This window comes from Pseudomonas sp. Ma2-10 (assembly GCF_054330215.1).
In genome coordinates this window covers 75,031-93,571 of the sequence record NZ_JBTEYL010000009.1, presented here as the reverse complement: position 1 = coordinate 93,571, position 18,541 = coordinate 75,031, and the positions used below count along the sequence as shown (strand labels likewise).

The window sequence follows — 18,541 nt, the reverse complement described above, 5'->3', positions numbered from 1 at the left end:
GGGGACCCACGAATATCCGTTCACCGTCTGGCAATACACCCGGAGCGACTCACGTCGCTCCGGGTTCTTTTTGTGCGACGGCCTCCTCGCGGGTGCCGGAACCATCACTGCACAAACTGTAGAATCAACCAGCTATTCGCCCCGCTAATCACCACAAACAACCCCCATACCAGCACCCGCGTCGGCCACCGATTCACCAATGGCCCCATGAGTGTGTGATCGTTGGTCATGCGAATCAGCGGATACAACGCAAACGGCAATTGCAGGCTCAACACCACCTGGCTCAACACCAGTAACTGGCCGATCGCATTGTCGCCCATCAGCCAGACGCCAATGAACGCCGGGATCAGCGCCAGCCCGCGCGTGATTAATCGCCGTTGCCAGCAAGGAATGCGCAGGTTCAGGAAACCCTCCATGATCACCTGCCCGGCGATGGTCCCGGTGAACGTCGAGCTCTGACCCGAAGCCAGCAACGCGACGCCGAACAACACGCTGGCCAGCGCCCCGCCCACCAAAGGGTCAAGCAGGTGATAAGCGTCCTGGATGTCGACCACGTCGGAGTGTCCGGTCTTGTGGAACGCCGCCGCGGCGAGGATCAGGATGGCGGCGTTGACCAGTAACGCCAGCGCCAGGGAGCCAATGGTGTCGATGCGCGCCAGTTTCACCGCGTCCTGCTTGCTGGCCAGGTCCTTGCCGATCATCCGGGTCTGCACGATGGAGGTGTGCAGGTACAAGTTATGCGGCATCACCGTGGCCCCGAGAATACCAATGGCCAGGTACAGCGGCGCGGCATCGCCGATGGCGGACAGTGACGGGGTGAAACCCCGGGCGACGTCCGGCCAGTAGGGTTTGATCAGCAGCAATTCAACGAAGAAACACACGCCGATGGTGCCCACCAACACCAGCATGATCGCTTCGAGTCGGCGCAAGCCACGGTTTTGCAGGGCCAGCACCAGCAACGTGTCGAACGCCGTGAGCGCAATACCGAAGGTCAGCGAACAGCCCAGCAGCAAATGGAACGCCAGGGCGCAGCCGAGCACTTCGGCCAGGTCAGTGGCGATGATCGAGATTTCCGCCAACACCCACTGGGTCCGTGCGGTGCGCGTGCTGTAGCGCTCCCGGGACAACTGCGCCAGATCACGCCCGGTGGCAATGCCCAGTCGCGAACACAAACACTGCACCACCATCCCCGCCAGACTCGCCAGCAGCACCACGAACAACAAGCTGTAACCAAATCGCGAGCCGGCCTCGATGGCGGTCGCCCAGTTGCCCGGGTCCATGTAGCCGATGGAAACCAGCAAACCAGGACCGGCAAAGCGCAGCATCCGATTGAAGAACGAGGCGCGGGGATCGACGGCAACGCTGCCGGCCACTTCCGGCGGACAGAACGGCGCCGTGGCGATTTTGGGCAAACTGAATTTCACGCAAACATCCAGACACAAATGGGAGGGAGGCAGCTTAGACGTTTCACCCTGCCCCCCCAAGGGGCAACAGCTTTGTATACAAAATCAGCTGATCGATAGAGCAATCCACCGTCCGCAATGCTAACGTTGCCGTCTCACTCAGGTCGCACAACGCGCGAAGTGGCCGTGGGCGCTAGTCATTTCGCTGTTGGTCTGGGCCACGGCGGCTGTTGTGCTGTCGTTGATTCCCCCGTCCCTGGTGTTCTCGGTGATCGCCGCCGCGACGGCTCTGTTGGCGGCACCGTATCTGTTTCCCTCGGTACAGCCGATCGTTTCGGGCCCGGCGCCGAAGTCCGACAGACTGCTGTTGCGCATGCTTGCCGGCGCCCTGCTCACCCTCGCCGTCACGTTGTTGGCCAGCACCGTCGGTGAACGCTGGAGCGGTCTGCTTGAAGCACTGCAAACGCCCTACGAATTGATCGGCGTCGTTACCTTTAAAGGCGAGTAACATCAGCGCTTCCTGCCGAGCTCCGTGGCCGGGCAAGCCGAACGACTGTCGTGGCTGATGTTCATCGCCACCGGTCTGTCGCCATTTTCCGGCCAGGCGGTGCATTTCCTGCACCACGTACCGGAAGACCTGGCGTATGCGAAAAACCGCTACCTCAAGGAAGTCGAACGTCACTACCGCGTGCTCGATCAGCGTCTGGCCGACCATCAGTACCTGGCCGGCGACACCTACAGCATCGCCGACATGGCGCTCTGGGGTTGGGGCAACTACGCGCCGTACATCCTCGGTGAGAACGGTCTGGCGGCGTACCCGAACGTCAAGCGCCTGTTCGATGAAATCAGCGCCCGTCCCGCCGCCCAGCGGGCTCATGGTCTTGAAGAGCAACGGGTGCTTAGGGCCGAATTTGACGAGGAAACCCGTCGCTACCTGTTCCCGCAGAACCCGGCGTAACAACCCAATCCCAGCGTGCGAAGGCGATGAAATGAGTGATCAAGTCGCGTTTATCGTTTACCTGCGGGCCAAACCGGAACGTTTCGCCAGGCGTATGAACAGCTGCTCCCGCAGTGACTGGCCAGCGAGCGTCGCATTGAGTTTCTGGATGTGATCAAGAGCTATCCGGTGCGACGTGGGGTCTGATCGGCCCCTCCTGAGTGACCACAGGCCGCCTGAATGCTGCTAAACAGCGAGGCGACTACTCAGGCTTGTGGTTATCCAGTACGCGATTGACCGCTAACTCACCCAACATGATGACCCGTTGCAGCACCAGCATCGTTTGGCGTCGTGGGCCGTCCGTCAAGTCGGTGAGGTCGTTGACCATGGCGCTGGCGGATGCCAACGATTCGCAGGCCTCGACGAGCAACGTTTCGTCATCCACCGCTGCGTCGATGGTGAAAATGGCGCTGGGCTTGCGGGGCGGTATCTGCGTTTTCGACGCCCCGGGGTCGAGGTAGAAGCTGAGTGCGCGGTCGGCCGCCTCTGTCATTTTCGTGGGGTCAAGATCACGAAAGACGTCGTAGGGTAGCGGACTGGTATTTGGGGGATTGGGCGTTACTTTGAACATAGTTAGAACTCCTTATGCCGTGAACAAAGAGCCAACCAGCCTCGCTACCAAACGAAGGGTGGTGGCCATACGCAGGTTGGTAGACCGGGACATAAGGAAACCGGCGCACCCGAAGGTGCCCTGCGCGTGACCACCATAATGCGAAACGAAAAAAAAGCCGCGAATGGTGATGCTGTGCATTCCTTACATCCGGGCTACCAAACCCGATCGCTGTTTTTCAGCGATGGGGAAACGATAAAGCCCGGCACCAAGGCGCACAAGCCGGCGGATTCTGGCGTACGCGTAGGCAACGACGCAAGGTGTTGTAGCCGATAGGACGTAACAGCGGGTGTCTTTAAACGCGTACGTTAAACACATGAAAGCTTTCCAAAGATCGAGGAAGCGTCCGACATCTTTTAGGGGTTGGCTGTCGCAAGCGAGAGGTTTAGTGTGGTTGCGCCCATCAGGTAGAGCGATGGGGCCACGTGGTGCTTGGCTGGGTGCACTTCGTGAGCCACATACCGATTGGACTGCTAGGCAGTGATCCCGGAGGTCACGATGAGCGCCGAACTTTCCCCCATCGTTTCAGAGTTTGAAACCGAAGAGCAGGCCGCCAGCTACGACCATTGGTTCCGAGCCAAAGTGCAGGCGTCGCTCGATGATCACTGGGCGGTCTACCGGGTGACGGATCGAATCGAGATCGTGGCCGTTTTGCATGCCAGGCAGGAATACCCCTGACTCGACCAGTCATTTGCATCGGATTGGACCAGCACGCTTCGTGGATATAACCGGCAGAGAACGGCCACGAGCGGACATCTAGAATGGTTTTGCACCTGTTTCACTCAACCACCGGCGCATGCTCGGCCATCAATTCCATTACCCAGTCGATAAATACCCGCACCTTGGCGCTGACATGGCGATTCGGCGGGAATGCCAGGTACATCGGCATTGGCGCCATGTGCCAGTCCTCAAACAGCGGCAGCAGCTCACCGCTGACCAGGTGCGGTTTGGCCATGTACTGCGGTAGCCAGAGCATGCCCAAGCCAGCCAAGCCGGCGGCGAGGTATGCATTGCCGTCATCGACCGTCAGTTGCGGTCGGCCCTGGGCTTCGATGCGTTCCTCACCTCGCTGCATGACGTAGGGCAAGGATTTGCCTGTACGAAACCAGAGGAAGCCAACGGTACTGTGCCTGCCCTCCTCCAGCTCACTGGGGTGCGCCGGCGTACCGAAGCGCTGCAGATAGCCGGGTGCGGCATAGATGCCGAGTTTCAGATCGCCCACATGCCTTGCCACCAGGGACTGATCGGTGATTTCGCCGCCGCGCACCACGCAGTCAACGTTTTCGCCAATGATGTCGACGATGCGATCGCTCACGCCCAAGTTCAGCTGGATTTCCGGGTAGCGTGCAAAGAACCCCGGCAAGGCGGGTATCAGCAGCATGCGCGCCAGCGGACTGGGTACATCCACCCGCAGCCGCCCGCGCGGTGTCATCGACGCGCTGGACAAGCTGGTCTCGGCGTCGTCCATATCGACCAGTAGCCGGATGACGCGCTCGTAGTAGGCCGCGCCATCGGCGGTGACGTTGACCTTGCGTGTGGTGCGGTTCAGCAGGCGCACGCGCAGCCTCGCTTCCAGTTGCTGAACGAGCTGCGTCACGGTGGTCTTGCTCATGTGCAGGGTGGCTGCCGCCTTGGTGAAGCTGCCGGTTTCCACCACTCGGGCAAAGGCCTGCATTGCATCGAAACGGTCCATTTCATGCCTCACTCGGGTCTGGATAGTTTGGATTCTACAAACAGTCATGACCAGAGTTGCTTGTTTATTCAGGGTGGTCGTCTTTTTACAGTGGCTCCATCGTAAACAGCGGGCCGCGATGGCCCCGAAGGAGTATGCAATGACCAGCAAACGTGATGTCGTTTTCCCGCCTGACCGCCATGCACTGTACGAGCTCCACCGTTACTCGCCGGCGATTCGCTCCAACGGTTTTCTGTTCGTATCCGGTCAAGTCGGCAGCCGCAAGGATGGTTCGGCCGAGCCGGACCTCGCGGCACAGGTGCGCCAGGCCTTCGCCAACCTCAACGCGATCCTGGCCGAAGCCGGCGGTAGTTTCGAGGATGTGGTCGACACGACCATCTTCATGGTCGACCCCGACTCGACATTCGACACTATCTGGGAAGTAGCGGCCGAGTACTGGGGCGAAGCGCCCTACCCGACGGTGACCGCTATCGGCGTGACCTGGTTGTCCGGCTTCGACTTCGAGATCAAGGTGATCGCCAAACTACCGCAATAGAACCGGCCAAAACCCCTCATCCGACCGCCAAAGAGGACAGTCTTGTTTTTCCTGGAGCGCCCCTCCACTCCCGGTCGGTCAACCCTCGGTGCATAGAGTTGTTACTCGCCGTTGAAGCCCGGTAAGCCCTGGGCAGCACGCCACGCCTTCAAAATCTGCGTCACGCCCTCGGGGGAGTTATCTGCTCCGGGCTCCGGATAGTAGATCAAGTCTGACCCCGCTGGGTGCTGGCTGATCTTCTTGAAATGCAGAAGAAGTAGGTCTGCACGATCATCGTTCTCGGCTTCTTCGTCTTCCTTGGCGAGTTCTTCTAGCAGCCCGATGAACTCCGCTTCGGTGTACTCAGAGAAGCTGTTTTTCAGCAATGTGTCTGTCATGTGTTGGTCTATTCGTTCCGATGAAGATCAATGTGGTTTCTTGGCGTGTTTACCCGCAGGTTATCAACGTCGTAGACGCCACCACCCTCTGATACTTTTTCGAGATGGTGTCGCTCATAGGACAGTCTTCCTCCCACGCTGTCGGTTTCTCTTACCCTTGGGGCTCTGCCTGTGCGCATACGGCTAACGTTCTGCTTGATGAACTGATCAGCCGCAGCCGATGCTGAAACCGCTTCCCAAAGTGCGGATCTGAATTTATCGAAGCTTTTGAAATCTCGCCCTCTCAGTGCATCCGCCACTTCTTTTGGAATTGGAACACCTACTCCCGAACTAGCCCCGATAAGCCAGATACCCGTAACATCTTCACCCTGACCTGTAACAGTACCGGGGGGCTTGCGAACATTCATCACGATGTACAGCGGCTGAATGCCAGACCCAGCCGGGAACACAAGGATGAAGTCCCGGTATTCGTCCGGGTAGATCGGGCTGACAATGATGTTATCCGCTTGCTCGGTGGGCGGATAAATCCAAATCTGTGGCGCTTGGGGCGCACCCTCCAACGGTGGAATCCCTGAAGTGCTGGATGGGTCAACGGCTGGCGTCCATATCAGTGTCACACCATCGCCAAAGTCCGCCACTTGTTTGGCGTCTTGAACAACGAACTCCACTACGGGAATCATTTCCCATTCGCCGCGCGTCTAGGTGTTGTACCCGTAGCCTTTCAACGTGCCATCGGCCTGCTGTTCGATGTGCAGACGGACACGTGTTCGAGCCTGCTTGAGTGAGCGAAGTTGATCCTCTGTATATAAGGAGCTAGCGCCCAAGCTCGATGGCCACAACATCGCAACCATTCCTCCCAAGAACCCGGCAACTACGCCAGCAGTCACAACGCCAGTGCCTGCCCCGGCGCCGGCTCCTGTTGTAGTAGCAGTTCCCACTGCAACACCGCTAGCAGTACATAAAGCGCCACAGGACGAACTGGCAGCAACGGCTGCCCCACCTAATATAAGTGTCCCAATTGCAGCGGGTAGGGTGCTACCGCTGATTTTCTTGAGGGGAATGTTTCCGTCTGCATCCGTTTCACGACCACCGAGAATGGCAAATTCGCCGTAGTTGGCCACCTTCTCGACAGGGATAAATCCGGCTGGTTTCTTGTGGTCGATCACACCGTCAGGAAGGTCGCAGCTCTTTGCGAACACACAGCCAACGGTGTTGGGCTTGGCATCTTCCTTCGGTGGGAGGTCGTTGTATTCCGCCCAACGCTGGGCATGGATATCAACAGGTTCTACGCCGCTGTTGGCGTTACTGGCGTTGGGTAAAGCTGGTTTTGGCACATAGCCGGACATGCAGCTTCCTTTCGTCTTTGGGGAATTCCAGCCTGTAGCTGGGCAGCGTTACCGGGCGCTTCAAGCGCTGGCTGTAGGACAATGCCTAATTGCAGTGCTGATTTCCCTGTTCCATGTCATTGCAGAGAGCGGATGGTAACCGCACTAGCATGGGGGTTTGAATGATGGCATTTTGCACTGTCACTTAAATGAACGCGAAAGAAGACTTACGGCTAACTGCAGCCGTACACACAGGGCGCTTTCGACTCATAGCGGCCCTTCGCGGAGGGCAGCTAACAGCCGAGGCTGTGTAAAAACGTTTTTTAGCACGACAGGTACTCAAAACCGGACTGTAAATCGCGCTTCTACACGAACTCCACATCTGCTGACGTGCCGATAAATTTCAGAGTTAACGTAGACGCGCGCACTTCAATTTTGGCGAAGCGTTTTTACACACTCTGGGCCAATAGCAGACATTGGGCTTGCTCAGTCAAGACGAGTATCCGGTTAAACGAAAGCCCCTGAATCTCCCGATTCAGGGGCTTTTATTTGGTGCTTACTGCGCCAGATGTAGCAACAGGAAATCGATGAATGCCCTCGATTTGTGGGGCAAATGCGGGCTGTTGGGAAACACCACGTTGACGGACTGCGAGGGCAGCGAATAGTCGGGCAACAACCGGATCAGCCGCTCGCTGGCGATATCGTCCTTGATCACCCAGGCGGGCAGCACCGAGACGCCTAGCGACGACAACGTCATGGAGCGGATGGCCGTGGAAGAATTGGATTCAAACTGATTGATCCCGTTGATCTCGACAGTCCCCAAGTGCGGATGGCTCAACGTCCACTGGGTCGGTGCCTGCAGGTTGCTGTTGGCGATCCACGGCACCGAATTCAGGTCCTGAGGATTCTGCACCGGGTGACGTGCAAGAAACGTCTCGGTAGCCACCAGGACAATTTCATAATCCGCCAGTTTACGGCTCTTGAAAGCCGAGTCCGCCAAATTGCCTAAACGGATTACCAAGTCTAACTTTTCCGCCACCAGATCATTAAGTGACGAGTTGAAATCATAACAGATTTTTATTTCCGGATAGCGCTCTATAAATGGCGGTATCAACGGAAGAATATAGGCCTCGCCGTATTCACTGGTGGAACTGAAGCGCAACTTTCCGGACACCCGATTATGCCCTTTTAATACATTATCGAAGGCATTATCGATATCCGCGACAATACCTTTGAATTCTTCATAAAAGTCCTGGCCGATTTCGGTGAGGGATATATTTCGGGTATTTCTAATCAACAACGTCGCTGACAGCACGTCCTCCAGCGCCTTGACATGCAGGCTGGCCATGGCCTTGCTGATGCTCAGGTAATTGGCAGCCTTGGTGTAAGAACCAAAATCGACCACGGCCAGGAATGTCTGGACCCGATTAAGATGAGTGTGCATAGAAATATGGCTCACTGTTAAATCCCGTCAAACATTGTTTCAAGGATAGTCGTATCGACAGTTCAAGTCCACCGCCTCTATGCTTTGCGACAAAGGGGAAACAACATGACCTATCGCTACAAAGTTGCACTGATATTCCTGATCGGCTTTTTTATAGACTGCATTAATATCTTTATGTCAGCGGTCGCATTACCGAGTATATCGGCAGCGCTGCACGTTAGTACTTCAGACGTTGCCTGGGTGGCTAACGCTTATATTCTGGGGCTGACACTGATCATTCCGGTCAGCACCTGGTTGGCCGGTCGTTTTGGCAGTCGGGAAATCCTCACCACCTCGATGATCGTGTTTACAGCCTCCGTGTGGATGTGTGGGCTGGCCAACAGTTTCAACGAGCTGGTGATCTGGCGCTTCGTCCAGGGGATTGGCGGCGGCCTGTTGATTCCTGTCGGACAGGCACTGACGTTCAACCTGTTCAAGGGCGAGCAGCGGGCGAAAATATCCACGTTGGTCATGGCCGTTGCCCTGATTGCGCCCGCCATTTCACCGACCATCGGCGGCAGCATCGTCGACAGCAGCTCCTGGCGCTGGGTGTTCTACAGCAACATCCCGTTCTCACTGATCGCGGCATTGCTGTCATGGTTCTGGATCAACGAAGCGCGACCGACGACTTTGCCCAGACCCGACATCAAGGGCTTGCTGCTGGTCAGCGCTGCACTCGGCAGCCTGCTGATGGGCATGTCGTTGTATGGCGGCGACGCTCCGGCATGGGTGGCCGCCCTCTTCGTCATGGCCGGCGTTACGTTCGTCGTACTGTACGGGCTGCACTACCGCACCTGCAAAAATCCGATCATTGAACTGAGCCTGCTCAAAAGCAAAAAACTCAGCACCTCCATCTTTATCTATTACGCGATTCCCGGTGTGTTCACGGGGGTCAACTTGATGAGCATCTTCTTCCTGCAAAACACCCTGCACTTCAGCGCCCGACTGACAGGGATGTTCATGATCCTCTACGCCATCGGCGCATTCATCGCGATGCTGATCTGTGGCCGGGTCTATAACCGGATGGGCGCCAAGCGGCTGTTTGCCCTCGGCATGCTCTTGCACAGCGCCGGCATCGCCACCCTGTTACTGGTGAACGATCCCTCAGACTTTCTGGTGATCGTCATCGCCTACAGCTTGATGGGGATCGGCGGCGGCATCGGTGCCAACACAGCACAAACCACGTCGCTGATGGACTTCGAGGGCAATGACACCCACAAGGCCAGTGTCATCTGGAACATCAACCGACAGATGTCATTCAGCATCGGCGCTGCCCTCTTCCTGATGGTTTTCAACCTGCTCTTGAAGCATTTCGATACCACCCAGGCCTACCACGTGACCTTTGCCATCGCCGCGCTGGTGGGCCTGTTCCCACTCTTTCAACTGAGTCAGTTGAACACTCAAAAGGACTGTCATGCACAACAAAATAGTTGAACAGGCGCACCACAGCATTCATCACGTGCACGAGCTGATCCACACCCTGTTCACCGACGCAAACGGTAAGGGGCAGGCCACGCTTGGACCTCTGATATCGGCCTTTGCCGAGCAGTTCACCATGGTCACCACATCGGCCGCCATTGTCAGCCGGGCGACAGTCGAACAGATGTTTAAAGGTGCAGTCGGCGCCAAGCCAGGCCTGGAGATCGTCATCAGCGATCTGCAGACGGTCTGGCAGGAAGGCAACAGCGTGGCGATTCGCTACAAGGAAACCCATCGCCTCGGCCAGCGCGAAAGCTCACGGGTTTCGGTGGCGATCATTGGCATGCATCACCACAACGCCCAATGGATCTACCTGCATGAAACGCCGCTAAGCCATGAAAGCTGATTCTCGTATGAACTACACAATCACTGATTGCCGAATGCTTTCGGCCTCGATAAAAGAAATCACCGTCAGCCCACTAGCAACGGGGTGTGCGGTGCCGGCAGCGGGCGCACATTTCAAATGGTTCATCCCCGAACTGAATGAATGGCGGCACTACTCGGCGGTACAGATGGCAGACCGCACTACGCAGCAAGGCAGCGTCGTCTTTGCCATCCGGCTCACTGCCGACTCGGTCAGCAGTCGCTACATTCGTTCGCTGGCCGTCAACGACACGGTGCAGCTCAATGGCCCGTTCAATACGTTCACCTACCCGCTCACTGAAGACGTCGGTAGGGACATTGCGATTGCCGGCGGCATCGGCATTACGCCGCTGACCGGGATCCTTCAACACCTGACGTCATTGAATCGAAGCGCCCACCTGCACTATTTCGCCAGGAGCGACGATGACGCGGCCTATGCCTTGCCAATGCAGGCACTGCTGCAGGAACGCTTGCACTTGCACTTCTCCAATCAGCCCGAGGGCCGTCGCTCTGTCAGCCAGGTGCTGGCCGATCTGGCACCACACGATCGGCTCTACGTCTGCGGCCCGCAATCGATGCTCAACGAGGTATTTTGCCATGCAGAGGCCAATGGCCTGGCGCGCGAGCGCATCCATTTTGAAATCTTCAATGTGGTCCGTGAAGACGATGCGTCGGCCTTTGTGATTGACGCCGTCGAGTCGGGGATCTGCGTCAACGTTAATCCCGATCAATCCTTGCTCGAGGCGCTCGAGGCGGCCGGCCTGGACCCGCTCTATGACTGCCGGCGCGGTGAGTGCGGCGTCTGCGCAATAGAGGTCGTTGAGGGCGAAGTCGATCATCGCGATTTCATCATGAGCGAACAAGAAGCCGCTTGTAGCACAACGATTTATCCCTGCGTCTCGCGGGCCAAAAGCCAACGCCTGAAGCTGGCGATCTAACGAGGACAACCGTTTGGACAATTACTTCAACGGCAGAGAAGTGCACAAATCGCTCTTCCTTCATCAACAGCTCTTTGAACAAGAACAACACAGCGTCTTCGCCGCCAGTTGGTGCTATGTGGGGCACGACAGTCTGATCCCGCAGCCTGGTGACTTTTTCACCACCGACATTGCCCAACAACCCTTGGCAATGGTCCGGCAAAAAAATGGCGAGATTGTTGTCCTGCATAACCGCTGCCCGCACAAAGGCGTAAAAGTGTTGGCAGAGCCTCGCGGTAACGTCGGCCGGTTCATCCGCTGCCCTTACCATGCGTGGACATTCAAGACCGATGGCGAACTGTTGAGTATTCCGGTGAAGAAGGAATACGACGATTGCGACCTCAGCACGTGCTCTGCCCACAGAGGCATGCAAGCCGTCGCGGCGGTGGAGAACTATCGCGGTTTTGTGTTTGTCCGCCTCCAGGCGGAAGGCATCGACTTCAACACGTTTTTCGGCGAGTCATTATCGACACTGGACAACATGGTGCTGCGCTCACCCCTGGGTCAGCTTCGCATCGTTGGCCAGCCGCTCCTGCACCGACATCGCTGCAACTGGAAAATGGTCGTTGATAACCAGACCGACACCTGTCATCCGATGATTGCCCACGAGTCCTCGGCGGGCGAAGCGATTCGCTTGTGGAAGGAAACCAGCGACCAGTCCAGCCCTTCGCCCATGGTGGTCGAGCTGTTCTCACCGTTCATGGCGTCCTACGAGTTTTTCGCCAACATGGGCATTCGCACGTGGCCCAACGGCCATGGGCATACCGGTGTCAGCAACTCGATCCATAAAGCCTATGCCGACATTCCGGGGTATTGGGACTTGATGGTCCAGAGCTATGGCGAACGCCAGGCCACCGAGATTCTCGAAGACACCCGACACAACACCGTCTACTTCCCGAACCTGATGGTCAAGGGACCGATCCAGACGTTGCGGGTGATCAAGCCGATCAGCGCCCAGGAGACGGTGGTCGAGTCATGGATCTTCGAGTTGCTGGGTGCCCCCATCCAGTTGCTGGAAAGAACCGTCCAGTACAACAACCTGATCAATTCCCCCTGCTCGATGGTGGCCCACGACGATGTGGAAATGTACGAGCGGGCGACGGAGGGATTGCGCAGTCACGCCAACGAGTGGGTCAACGTGGCACGACTCTTTGAATCGAACGAATCCTATGAGCGGACCCAGGTGGTTTCGGGCACCAGCGAAATGGCGATGCGCAACTTTTACAACAGCTGGCAGCACTTGATGCGGGAAAACCATGCAACTCCACCAGAACAATAAACACGTGATCGAACAGTTGATTGCCAGCGAAATCCAGCTGCTGGACCAGCAAGACTTCAGTGCCTGGCAACAACTGCTGACTCCCGAATACACCTACTGGATACCGTTGAGGCGAGAACAGACCAGCCCCCTCCATGAGTCCTCGCTGCTGTATGAAGACCGGTTTCTGACCACGTTGCGCATCAACCGCTTGACCAACGCGCGCAACTACTCGCAACAGCCCAAGAGTCGCGGTTTGCATATCGCCCAGCGTTCGTTGATCCACCTGGAAGACGATGATCTCAGCGCATCGAGTAGCACCAACATGCTCTATTGCGAAGCCCGCGGTGACAGCGAATGGCATTTCCCGGTCACCGTCGAACATCAACTGATTAACGTCGAAGGGACCTGGAAAATCAAAGGCAAAAAAGTACTTCTGCTCAACCCCTCCCGAGCGTTTGAAAGCCTGCAGTTAATCATCTGATTTATCGAGAATCACACGTGAACGTTATGAGTACCGGCTTCGACGAAGCCACATTTCCCTGTTCCTTTGCGTATGTTGACCTGTTGTACGACTACGGCCAGTTTTTGCGCAATGCTGTCGATGCGATCGGTTACTTGCCACCCGAAACGGCGAACAGACACATCGGCATTGTCGGTGCCGGGCTGACCGGGCTGGTCGCCGCCTACGAACTGCTACGTGCAGGCGCCCGTCGGGTCACGCTGTTCGAGGCCGCCGAGGAACACTTGGGCGGGCGCTTGCTGACCCAGCGCTTTGACGACGACCACCCGCAATTCATCGCCGAAATGGGCGCAATGCGCTTTCCTCCCAGCGAGGTCGGGTTGTTTCACTACCTGAACCGCTTCGGTATCGAAACCACTGAAGCATTTCCCGACCCCGGTGTCGTGGACACTGAAATTCACTACCGCGGCGAGACTCATCACTGGGCGGCCATGCAGCCGCCACCAGCGATTTTCAGCACCGTCCATCAGGGCTGGAATGCGTTTTTGAAAGACGGCGTGACCTTCGATGACGGCACCTGCCTGGCGCCACCGTTGTTACTGACCGAGTTACTCAAACAACACAACTACGCGGAAGTGCAGCCGGAATGGCAGTGCTATCTGGATTGCTTCGGCGACAGTTCGTTCTATTCGGCCATGGTGCGGATTTTCACCGGCAGTAACCCGCCCGGCGGACAACAGTGGCGCAAACCCGAAGACTTCCATCTATTCGGGTCGCTGGGGATTGGCTCGGGCGGTTTCCAATCGGTCTACCGCGCCTCCTTTACCGAAATTCTGCGGCTGGTGGTCAATGGCCTCGAAGTCAATCAACGGCTGGTGCCGATGGGCATCTCGTCGCTGTCGGAGTTGATTGCCGATACGTCATTCAACGGCATGCCCCTGCGCGACCGAATCTGTCGCACCCGCATCGAGTCCATCAACAAGGGCGATAACGGTGAAATCCTGCTGGCCGGCAGCAATGGCGAAACCTATGCCTGCGACCGGGTAATTACCACGACCACCACCCGGGCGCTGCAGGTGAACATGAAGCTCACGCAGAACCAGGCCTTCGTGAATCGTGATGTGGCGCGAGCGATCAACGAGACCCATATGGTCGGTTCGTCCAAGCTGTTCGTCCTGACCAAAGACAAGTTCTGGTTGAAACACGGCCTGCCACAGAACATCCAGACAGACACCCTGGTGAAGGGCGTGTACTGCCTCGATTACGCGCCTCAGGATCCTGAGTCCTGGGGCGTGGTTTTGATCAGCTACACCTGGGAAGACGACTCCCACAAGATGGTTTCAATGACCGACAAAGCTCAGCGCTGCCTGCGTCTTGTCGATGAACTGGCCATGAGCGCTCCAGAGTTTGCCAGCCACCTGCTACCGCTCGATGGTAACTACCAGCGCTACGTCCTGGAGTATGACTGGCTGACCGACAAGCATTCGCTGGGGGCCTTCAAACTCAACTTTCCGGGTGACGATATTTACTCGGAGCGTTTGTTCTACCAATTCAAAACGGCCCTCGACCCACAACAGGACACGGGGTTGTACCTCGCCGGGTGCGGCTGCTCTTTCACCGGTGGCTGGGCGGAAGGCGCCATTCAAACAGCGCTCAACGGTGCCTGTGCGGTGATCAGTAGTCTAGGTGGCGACTTGATTGCCGACAATCCGCTGGACGGGCTGCACGCTCAATACCGCTATTGCTGACGCCTTCATCGCAAGCCTCCATCCCCATAGCCGAGACCCGTTTTATGTACAGCCAGCATTCAATTGAAGAACTCGTCAGCGGATTTCGCAGTGGCAGTCACTGCCTCGACACCTGGCACCAATCCCTGCGCGACAAACAGTTAGATCATCAACACCTGAACAGCTTCATCACGTTCGATCCGGCGGCGTTCGAAGGCGCCCCCGGCGCGGATCGGGAGGCGGGCCTGTATGGCATTCCCGTGTCCTTCAAGGACAACATCAATGTCAGCGGCATGCCGACCACCGCAGGAACGCCGGGGCTGGCCGCTTATTACCCGTTGTCCAATGCCGGAATTGTCGAGCGCTTCAAGGCGCTGGGGGCGAGGGCCGTTGGTAAAAACAATATGCATGAACTTTCGTTCGGGGTGACGTCAGCCAACCGAACCCACGGTGCCGTGGTCAACCCGGTCGACGAGCGCTACAGCGCCGGCGGCAGCAGCGGCGGTTGCGCGGCAGCCGTCGCCGCCGGCCTGGTGCCCTGCGCCGTGGGCACCGACACCGGCGGTTCGGTGCGCATCCCCGCTGCGTTCTGCGGGATCGTCGGGTTTCGCCCCACCACGGGTTGCTACCCGGTCGACGGCATCGTGCCCGTTTCCCAGACCAAGGACACGCCGGGGCTACTGACCCGCACACTGCAAGACTGTCAGTTCATCCACGGTCACTTGACCGGGGCCCTCCCCGCTGCGCTGGACGACAACAGACCGCTACGGGTGGGCATACCGGAGAAATTCTTCTGGGCCAACCTAGACGAAAAAGTCCGACACGATTGCTTCGCGGCGATCGAAGTACTGGCAGATCGAGGCGTGGAGCTGGTTCCGGTCGATGACCTGTTGATCGGGGAAATCAATGAGAGCATTCAGTTCCCATTGCCGATTTATGAGTTCTTCATCGACTTCCCGCGCTTCCTGATGAAAGAAGGCTGGGGCGACCAATTCCTTAGCATCCTGGCGCAGATCCAGGACCCGGATATCAAGAAAATACTGACGGCACAACTCGAAAGCCCGGCGATTTCCTACATGGACTATGTACAGGCCTTGATGAGCAAACTGCAGCTGGGTCGTGAATACAGTCGTCTGTTCAATTCTCATCAACTGGATGTCATTGCGTACCCCACCGTCAGTTGCACAGCACCGTTACTCAAGGAGTGCGAGGCAGAAAGCAACTTCGAAACGTTCGTGCGCAACACCGACCCGGCAAGCAACCTGGCGGCGCCCAGCGTCACCGTTCCGGTAGCGGAAAAACTCTCGCTACCGGTCGGCCTTTCGTTCGACGCGTTGCCCGGGCAGGACAGCCTGCTGCTGGAGAGAGCCCGTCAGTTGTCACGCTTGCTGGCCATGCGCTGACGCGCTGTCGGCGCCATCATCGGCAACGCTGCATGGCGCCGATCCTTTCTGACGCAGACCTCTTCGCCCACTGAAAGAACAGTTCTCTAATAATTCAAATGCAGGCCTTGCCATGCGCAACACTTCTACGTCCTCTTCCGCTCCCCCCGTTGCTCTCGAACGGTCGCCCTCGGTGCTCGGCGGCGCCATGATGATCGGTGGCACTATTGTCGGCGCCGGCATGTTTTCGCTGCCGGTCGTCATGTCCGGCCTGTGGTTTTATGGCTCCGTCGCGGTCCTATTGTTTGCCTGGTTCTGCACCTTGCATTCCGGGTTGATGATTCTTGAGGCCAACCTCAACTATCGTCCGGGTGCCAGTTTTTCAACGATCACCAAAGACCTGTTGGGTCATCGCTGGAATGTGTTGAACGGCTTGAGCATCGTCTTTGTCCTGTACACGCTGACCTACGCCTACATCTCGGCCAGTGGTTCAGTGATTCATCACAGCGCCCAGTCATTGGGCGTGAGTCTGTCAACGCGGGCCGGGGGCCTGTACTTCACCCTGACGGTATCGGTCATTGTGTGGCTGAGCACGGCAGCGGTGAGCCGGGTGACCACGGTGATTTTCGGTGCGAAGATCATCGCGTTTTTCCTGACCTTCGGCGGGTTACTCGATCATGTGCAACCGGCGACGCTGCTCAATCGCAGCGCCACGGACAGCCACTACCTCCCTTACCTGCTGATGACCCTGCCCTTCTGCCTGACGTCCTTCGGCTTTCACGGCAACGTGCCCAGCCTGATGAAACACTTCGGCAAAGATCCGCAGCGTATCCGGGCCTGCCTGGTCAGCGGCACCCTCATCGCGCTGGGTCTCTATGTCGTCTGGATGGTGTGCAGCATGGGGAACATTCCCCGGGACGGGTTCAAGGACATCGCTCAGCGTGGCGGTAATATCGACGTACTGATCAGCGCGTTGGGGGCCATGCTCAACAGCGCGAAAATCGACGTATTCCTCAGCCTTTTTTCCAACTTCGCCGTCGCCTGCTCCTTTCTTGGCGTGACTCTGGGGCTGTTCGATTATCTGGCCGACGTGCTGGGGTTTGACGATAGCCCGCGAGGTCGCCTGAAAACCGCAGGTACCACCTTCCTGCCGCCCATGCTCTGCGGGCTGTTGTGGCCCGAAGGGTTTATCCATGCAATCGGTTTCGCCGGTCTGGCGGCGACCCTCTGGGCCGTGATTACCCCGGCATTGCTGGCCAGCGCATCACGCAAACGCTTTGGCAGCCCGCGATATCGCGTGTGGGGCGGCCACCCCATGATTGCGCTGGTGCTGTTTTTCGGCGTGATCAGTGCGGCTTCACATGTACTGTTTTCCTTGGGCTTGTTGCCGGTCTGGCGTTAGCGGCCCTGAACACCATCTGGTTTTCCGAACGCAACCTGTCGGTCGATTCGATTAACCTGATTACTCATTGGCCATAAATGAGATGGAACCCGGGACCATTTCTGTCGCCGTGCCGAGCGGAAAAGTGGTGGCTGCGATCAGCTTCGCCTCCAACCGTTCACGGCGTACCCCCGTGGACCTCACCAACAACGTGCTGCCTCATTTGCAGGCACTGGCACGGCAAATGGAATCGACCACCGGCAGTTATCAGGACCGGGAGTGGACGGGTTTTTTAAATGAAACGTCAGTGAATGAAGGAGGCATTGCCTACCCACTCAGGGGATTTACCGCTTTTGCAGACATTTCTGAATGTCTGCAATGGGTCGATTGCAGTCCTTCGCGACAGGCAGAAATCGGCCAAAAGCGGGCGAACGCGACGCGAACGAAGTTGCCCCCTACTCTTCCTCGTGAGAAGTTGAGGTGAAGCTAATCCATCAAGGAAGAACATGGACATTCGATCAACGGAAACAGAAGACTGGATGCTATTGAGGAAAGTCCGACTCGCCGCGCTTTTGGACACGCCAACGGCATTTGGTGTCAGTTATCAAACTGCGGCCGCATACACTGACGAACAGTGGAAAGTAAGAGCCTCATCAACCGGAACAGCATTTTGGCTGGCATTCGAGAAAGACAGGCCTGTCGGAATGATTGGTGCCGCAGTCAGTAGCGCGCATCGCTTTAACCTGATCGGGATGTGGGTTGAACCTGCTGCACGGGGCTCTGGCGTGGCAACTCAGCTGGTAGAGGTCGTGAAAGCTCGCGCTGCGGCGGAAGGATTTGATCGCGTTTTTCTCGATGTATCACCCGACAATGCAAGAGCCTCGAGCTTTTATCTCAAGCAGGGTTTTGCTTTCCTGGATGAATGGGAGCCGTTAGAAAGTCATCCGCATATTTCGGTGCAGACGATGCTCTGGATCGGAAGCTGATTCACGAGTTTTCTCTTAGCCGAATGTCCATTTCGGGTTGTCTGTAGCCCTTCAGGACAGGCAGAAAGCGGCCAGAAGCAGCCATGCAGCTCGACTCGATAA

Annotated in this window: 18 protein-coding genes and 3 pseudogenes; 15 read left to right on the top strand and 6 right to left on the bottom strand. The window is 57.3% G+C overall.

Annotation, left to right across the window (positions count from 1 at the left end; genetic code table 11):
• Nucleotides 1–104: 104 nt before the first annotated feature.
• Nucleotides 105–1,424: an Nramp family divalent metal transporter gene (locus ACXPVS_RS13535; protein WP_458510384.1), complete on the bottom strand. Its 1,320-nt coding sequence runs from the start codon at nt 1,422–1,424 to the stop codon at nt 105–107.
• A gap of 139 nt (nt 1,425–1,563) precedes the next feature.
• On the opposite strand from ACXPVS_RS13535, the pseudogene ACXPVS_RS13530 reads away from it, so the two are divergent.
• The 3 genes and pseudogenes from ACXPVS_RS13530 to ACXPVS_RS13520 all read left to right on the top strand — a co-directional run.
• A pseudogene (locus ACXPVS_RS13530) lies at nt 1,564–1,854 on the top strand (hypothetical protein); the annotation flags it as partial.
• Nucleotides 1,849–2,361 (top strand): annotated as a pseudogene (locus tag ACXPVS_RS13525) (glutathione binding-like protein). The pseudogenes ACXPVS_RS13530 and ACXPVS_RS13525, both read left to right, overlap by 6 nt.
• Before the next feature lie 31 nt (nt 2,362–2,392).
• A complete protein-coding gene (locus tag ACXPVS_RS13520; protein WP_458510383.1) occupies nt 2,393–2,515 on the top strand; it encodes a hypothetical protein in 123 nt (40 codons plus the stop codon).
• 87 nt (nt 2,516–2,602) lie between these two features.
• On the opposite strand, the gene ACXPVS_RS13515 is transcribed toward ACXPVS_RS13520, so the two are convergent.
• Complete coding sequence (locus ACXPVS_RS13515; protein WP_458510382.1) at nt 2,603–2,971, bottom strand: DUF6124 family protein; 369 nt, start codon at nt 2,969–2,971, stop codon at nt 2,603–2,605.
• A 537-nt stretch (nt 2,972–3,508) separates the two neighbouring features.
• Here ACXPVS_RS13515 and relB point away from each other — a divergent pair.
• Nucleotides 3,509–3,688 carry a type II toxin-antitoxin system RelB family antitoxin gene (relB, locus tag ACXPVS_RS13510; protein ID WP_458510381.1) on the top strand — a complete coding sequence of 60 codons (180 nt, stop codon included), beginning with the start codon at nt 3,509–3,511 and terminating at the stop codon, nt 3,686–3,688.
• A 100-nt stretch (nt 3,689–3,788) separates the two neighbouring features.
• Here the strand turns inward: relB and ACXPVS_RS13505 are convergent, their stop codons facing one another.
• A complete protein-coding gene (locus tag ACXPVS_RS13505) occupies nt 3,789–4,703 on the bottom strand; it encodes a LysR substrate-binding domain-containing protein (protein WP_458510380.1) in 915 nt (304 codons plus the stop codon).
• A 139-nt stretch (nt 4,704–4,842) separates the two neighbouring features.
• On the opposite strand from ACXPVS_RS13505, the gene ACXPVS_RS13500 reads away from it, so the two are divergent.
• Nucleotides 4,843–5,238, top strand: a complete 396-nt coding sequence (locus ACXPVS_RS13500; protein ID WP_458510379.1) for a RidA family protein — start codon at nt 4,843–4,845, stop codon at nt 5,236–5,238.
• A gap of 101 nt (nt 5,239–5,339) precedes the next feature.
• Here ACXPVS_RS13500 and ACXPVS_RS13495 read toward each other — a convergent pair whose 3' ends face one another.
• From ACXPVS_RS13495 to ACXPVS_RS13485, 3 genes and pseudogenes are all read right to left on the bottom strand, one after another.
• A complete protein-coding gene (locus ACXPVS_RS13495; RefSeq protein WP_458510378.1) occupies nt 5,340–5,615 on the bottom strand; it encodes a bacteriocin immunity protein in 276 nt (91 codons plus the stop codon).
• An 8-nt stretch (nt 5,616–5,623) separates the two neighbouring features.
• Nucleotides 5,624–6,961 (bottom strand): annotated as a pseudogene (locus ACXPVS_RS13490) (S-type pyocin domain-containing protein).
• 535 nt (nt 6,962–7,496) lie between these two features.
• Nucleotides 7,497–8,384: a LysR family transcriptional regulator gene (locus tag ACXPVS_RS13485; RefSeq protein WP_458510472.1), complete on the bottom strand. Its 888-nt coding sequence runs from the start codon at nt 8,382–8,384 to the stop codon at nt 7,497–7,499.
• 105 nt (nt 8,385–8,489) lie between these two features.
• On the opposite strand from ACXPVS_RS13485, the gene ACXPVS_RS13480 reads away from it, so the two are divergent.
• The 10 genes from ACXPVS_RS13480 to ACXPVS_RS13435 all read left to right on the top strand — a co-directional run bounded on the left by ACXPVS_RS13480 (nt 8,490) and on the right by ACXPVS_RS13435 (nt 18,439).
• Nucleotides 8,490–9,857, top strand: coding sequence for an MFS transporter (locus tag ACXPVS_RS13480; protein ID WP_458510377.1), 1,368 nt, complete (start codon nt 8,490–8,492; stop codon nt 9,855–9,857).
• Complete coding sequence (locus tag ACXPVS_RS13475; protein ID WP_458510376.1) at nt 9,838–10,248, top strand: DUF4440 domain-containing protein; 411 nt, start codon at nt 9,838–9,840, stop codon at nt 10,246–10,248. The genes ACXPVS_RS13480 and ACXPVS_RS13475 overlap by 20 nt, the downstream gene beginning before the upstream one ends.
• A gap of 34 nt (nt 10,249–10,282) precedes the next feature.
• A complete protein-coding gene (locus ACXPVS_RS13470; protein WP_458510375.1) occupies nt 10,283–11,203 on the top strand; it encodes a flavin reductase family protein in 921 nt (306 codons plus the stop codon).
• 13 nt (nt 11,204–11,216) lie between these two features.
• Complete coding sequence (locus ACXPVS_RS13465) at nt 11,217–12,521, top strand: Rieske 2Fe-2S domain-containing protein (protein ID WP_458510374.1); 1,305 nt, start codon at nt 11,217–11,219, stop codon at nt 12,519–12,521.
• On the top strand, nt 12,499–12,984 hold the full coding sequence (locus ACXPVS_RS13460) for an aromatic-ring-hydroxylating dioxygenase subunit beta (RefSeq protein WP_458510373.1): 486 nt from the start codon (nt 12,499–12,501) through the stop codon (nt 12,982–12,984). The genes ACXPVS_RS13465 and ACXPVS_RS13460 overlap by 23 nt, the downstream gene beginning before the upstream one ends.
• 26 nt (nt 12,985–13,010) lie before the next feature.
• Nucleotides 13,011–14,711: an NAD(P)/FAD-dependent oxidoreductase gene (locus tag ACXPVS_RS13455; RefSeq protein ID WP_458510372.1), complete on the top strand. Its 1,701-nt coding sequence runs from the start codon at nt 13,011–13,013 to the stop codon at nt 14,709–14,711.
• A 44-nt stretch (nt 14,712–14,755) separates the two neighbouring features.
• Nucleotides 14,756–16,093: an amidase family protein gene (locus ACXPVS_RS13450; RefSeq protein ID WP_458510371.1), complete on the top strand. Its 1,338-nt coding sequence runs from the start codon at nt 14,756–14,758 to the stop codon at nt 16,091–16,093.
• A gap of 112 nt (nt 16,094–16,205) precedes the next feature.
• On the top strand, nt 16,206–17,474 hold the full coding sequence (mtr, locus tag ACXPVS_RS13445) for a tryptophan permease (RefSeq protein WP_458510370.1): 1,269 nt from the start codon (nt 16,206–16,208) through the stop codon (nt 17,472–17,474).
• Nucleotides 17,475–17,646: 172 nt separating this feature from the next.
• Nucleotides 17,647–17,937, top strand: a complete 291-nt coding sequence (locus ACXPVS_RS13440; protein ID WP_458510369.1) for a hypothetical protein — start codon at nt 17,647–17,649, stop codon at nt 17,935–17,937.
• 22 nt (nt 17,938–17,959) lie between these two features.
• Nucleotides 17,960–18,439 (top strand): GNAT family N-acetyltransferase, encoded by a 480-nt coding sequence (locus tag ACXPVS_RS13435; protein WP_458510368.1) that lies wholly within the window; start codon nt 17,960–17,962, stop codon nt 18,437–18,439.
• Nucleotides 18,440–18,541 lie beyond the last annotated feature (102 nt).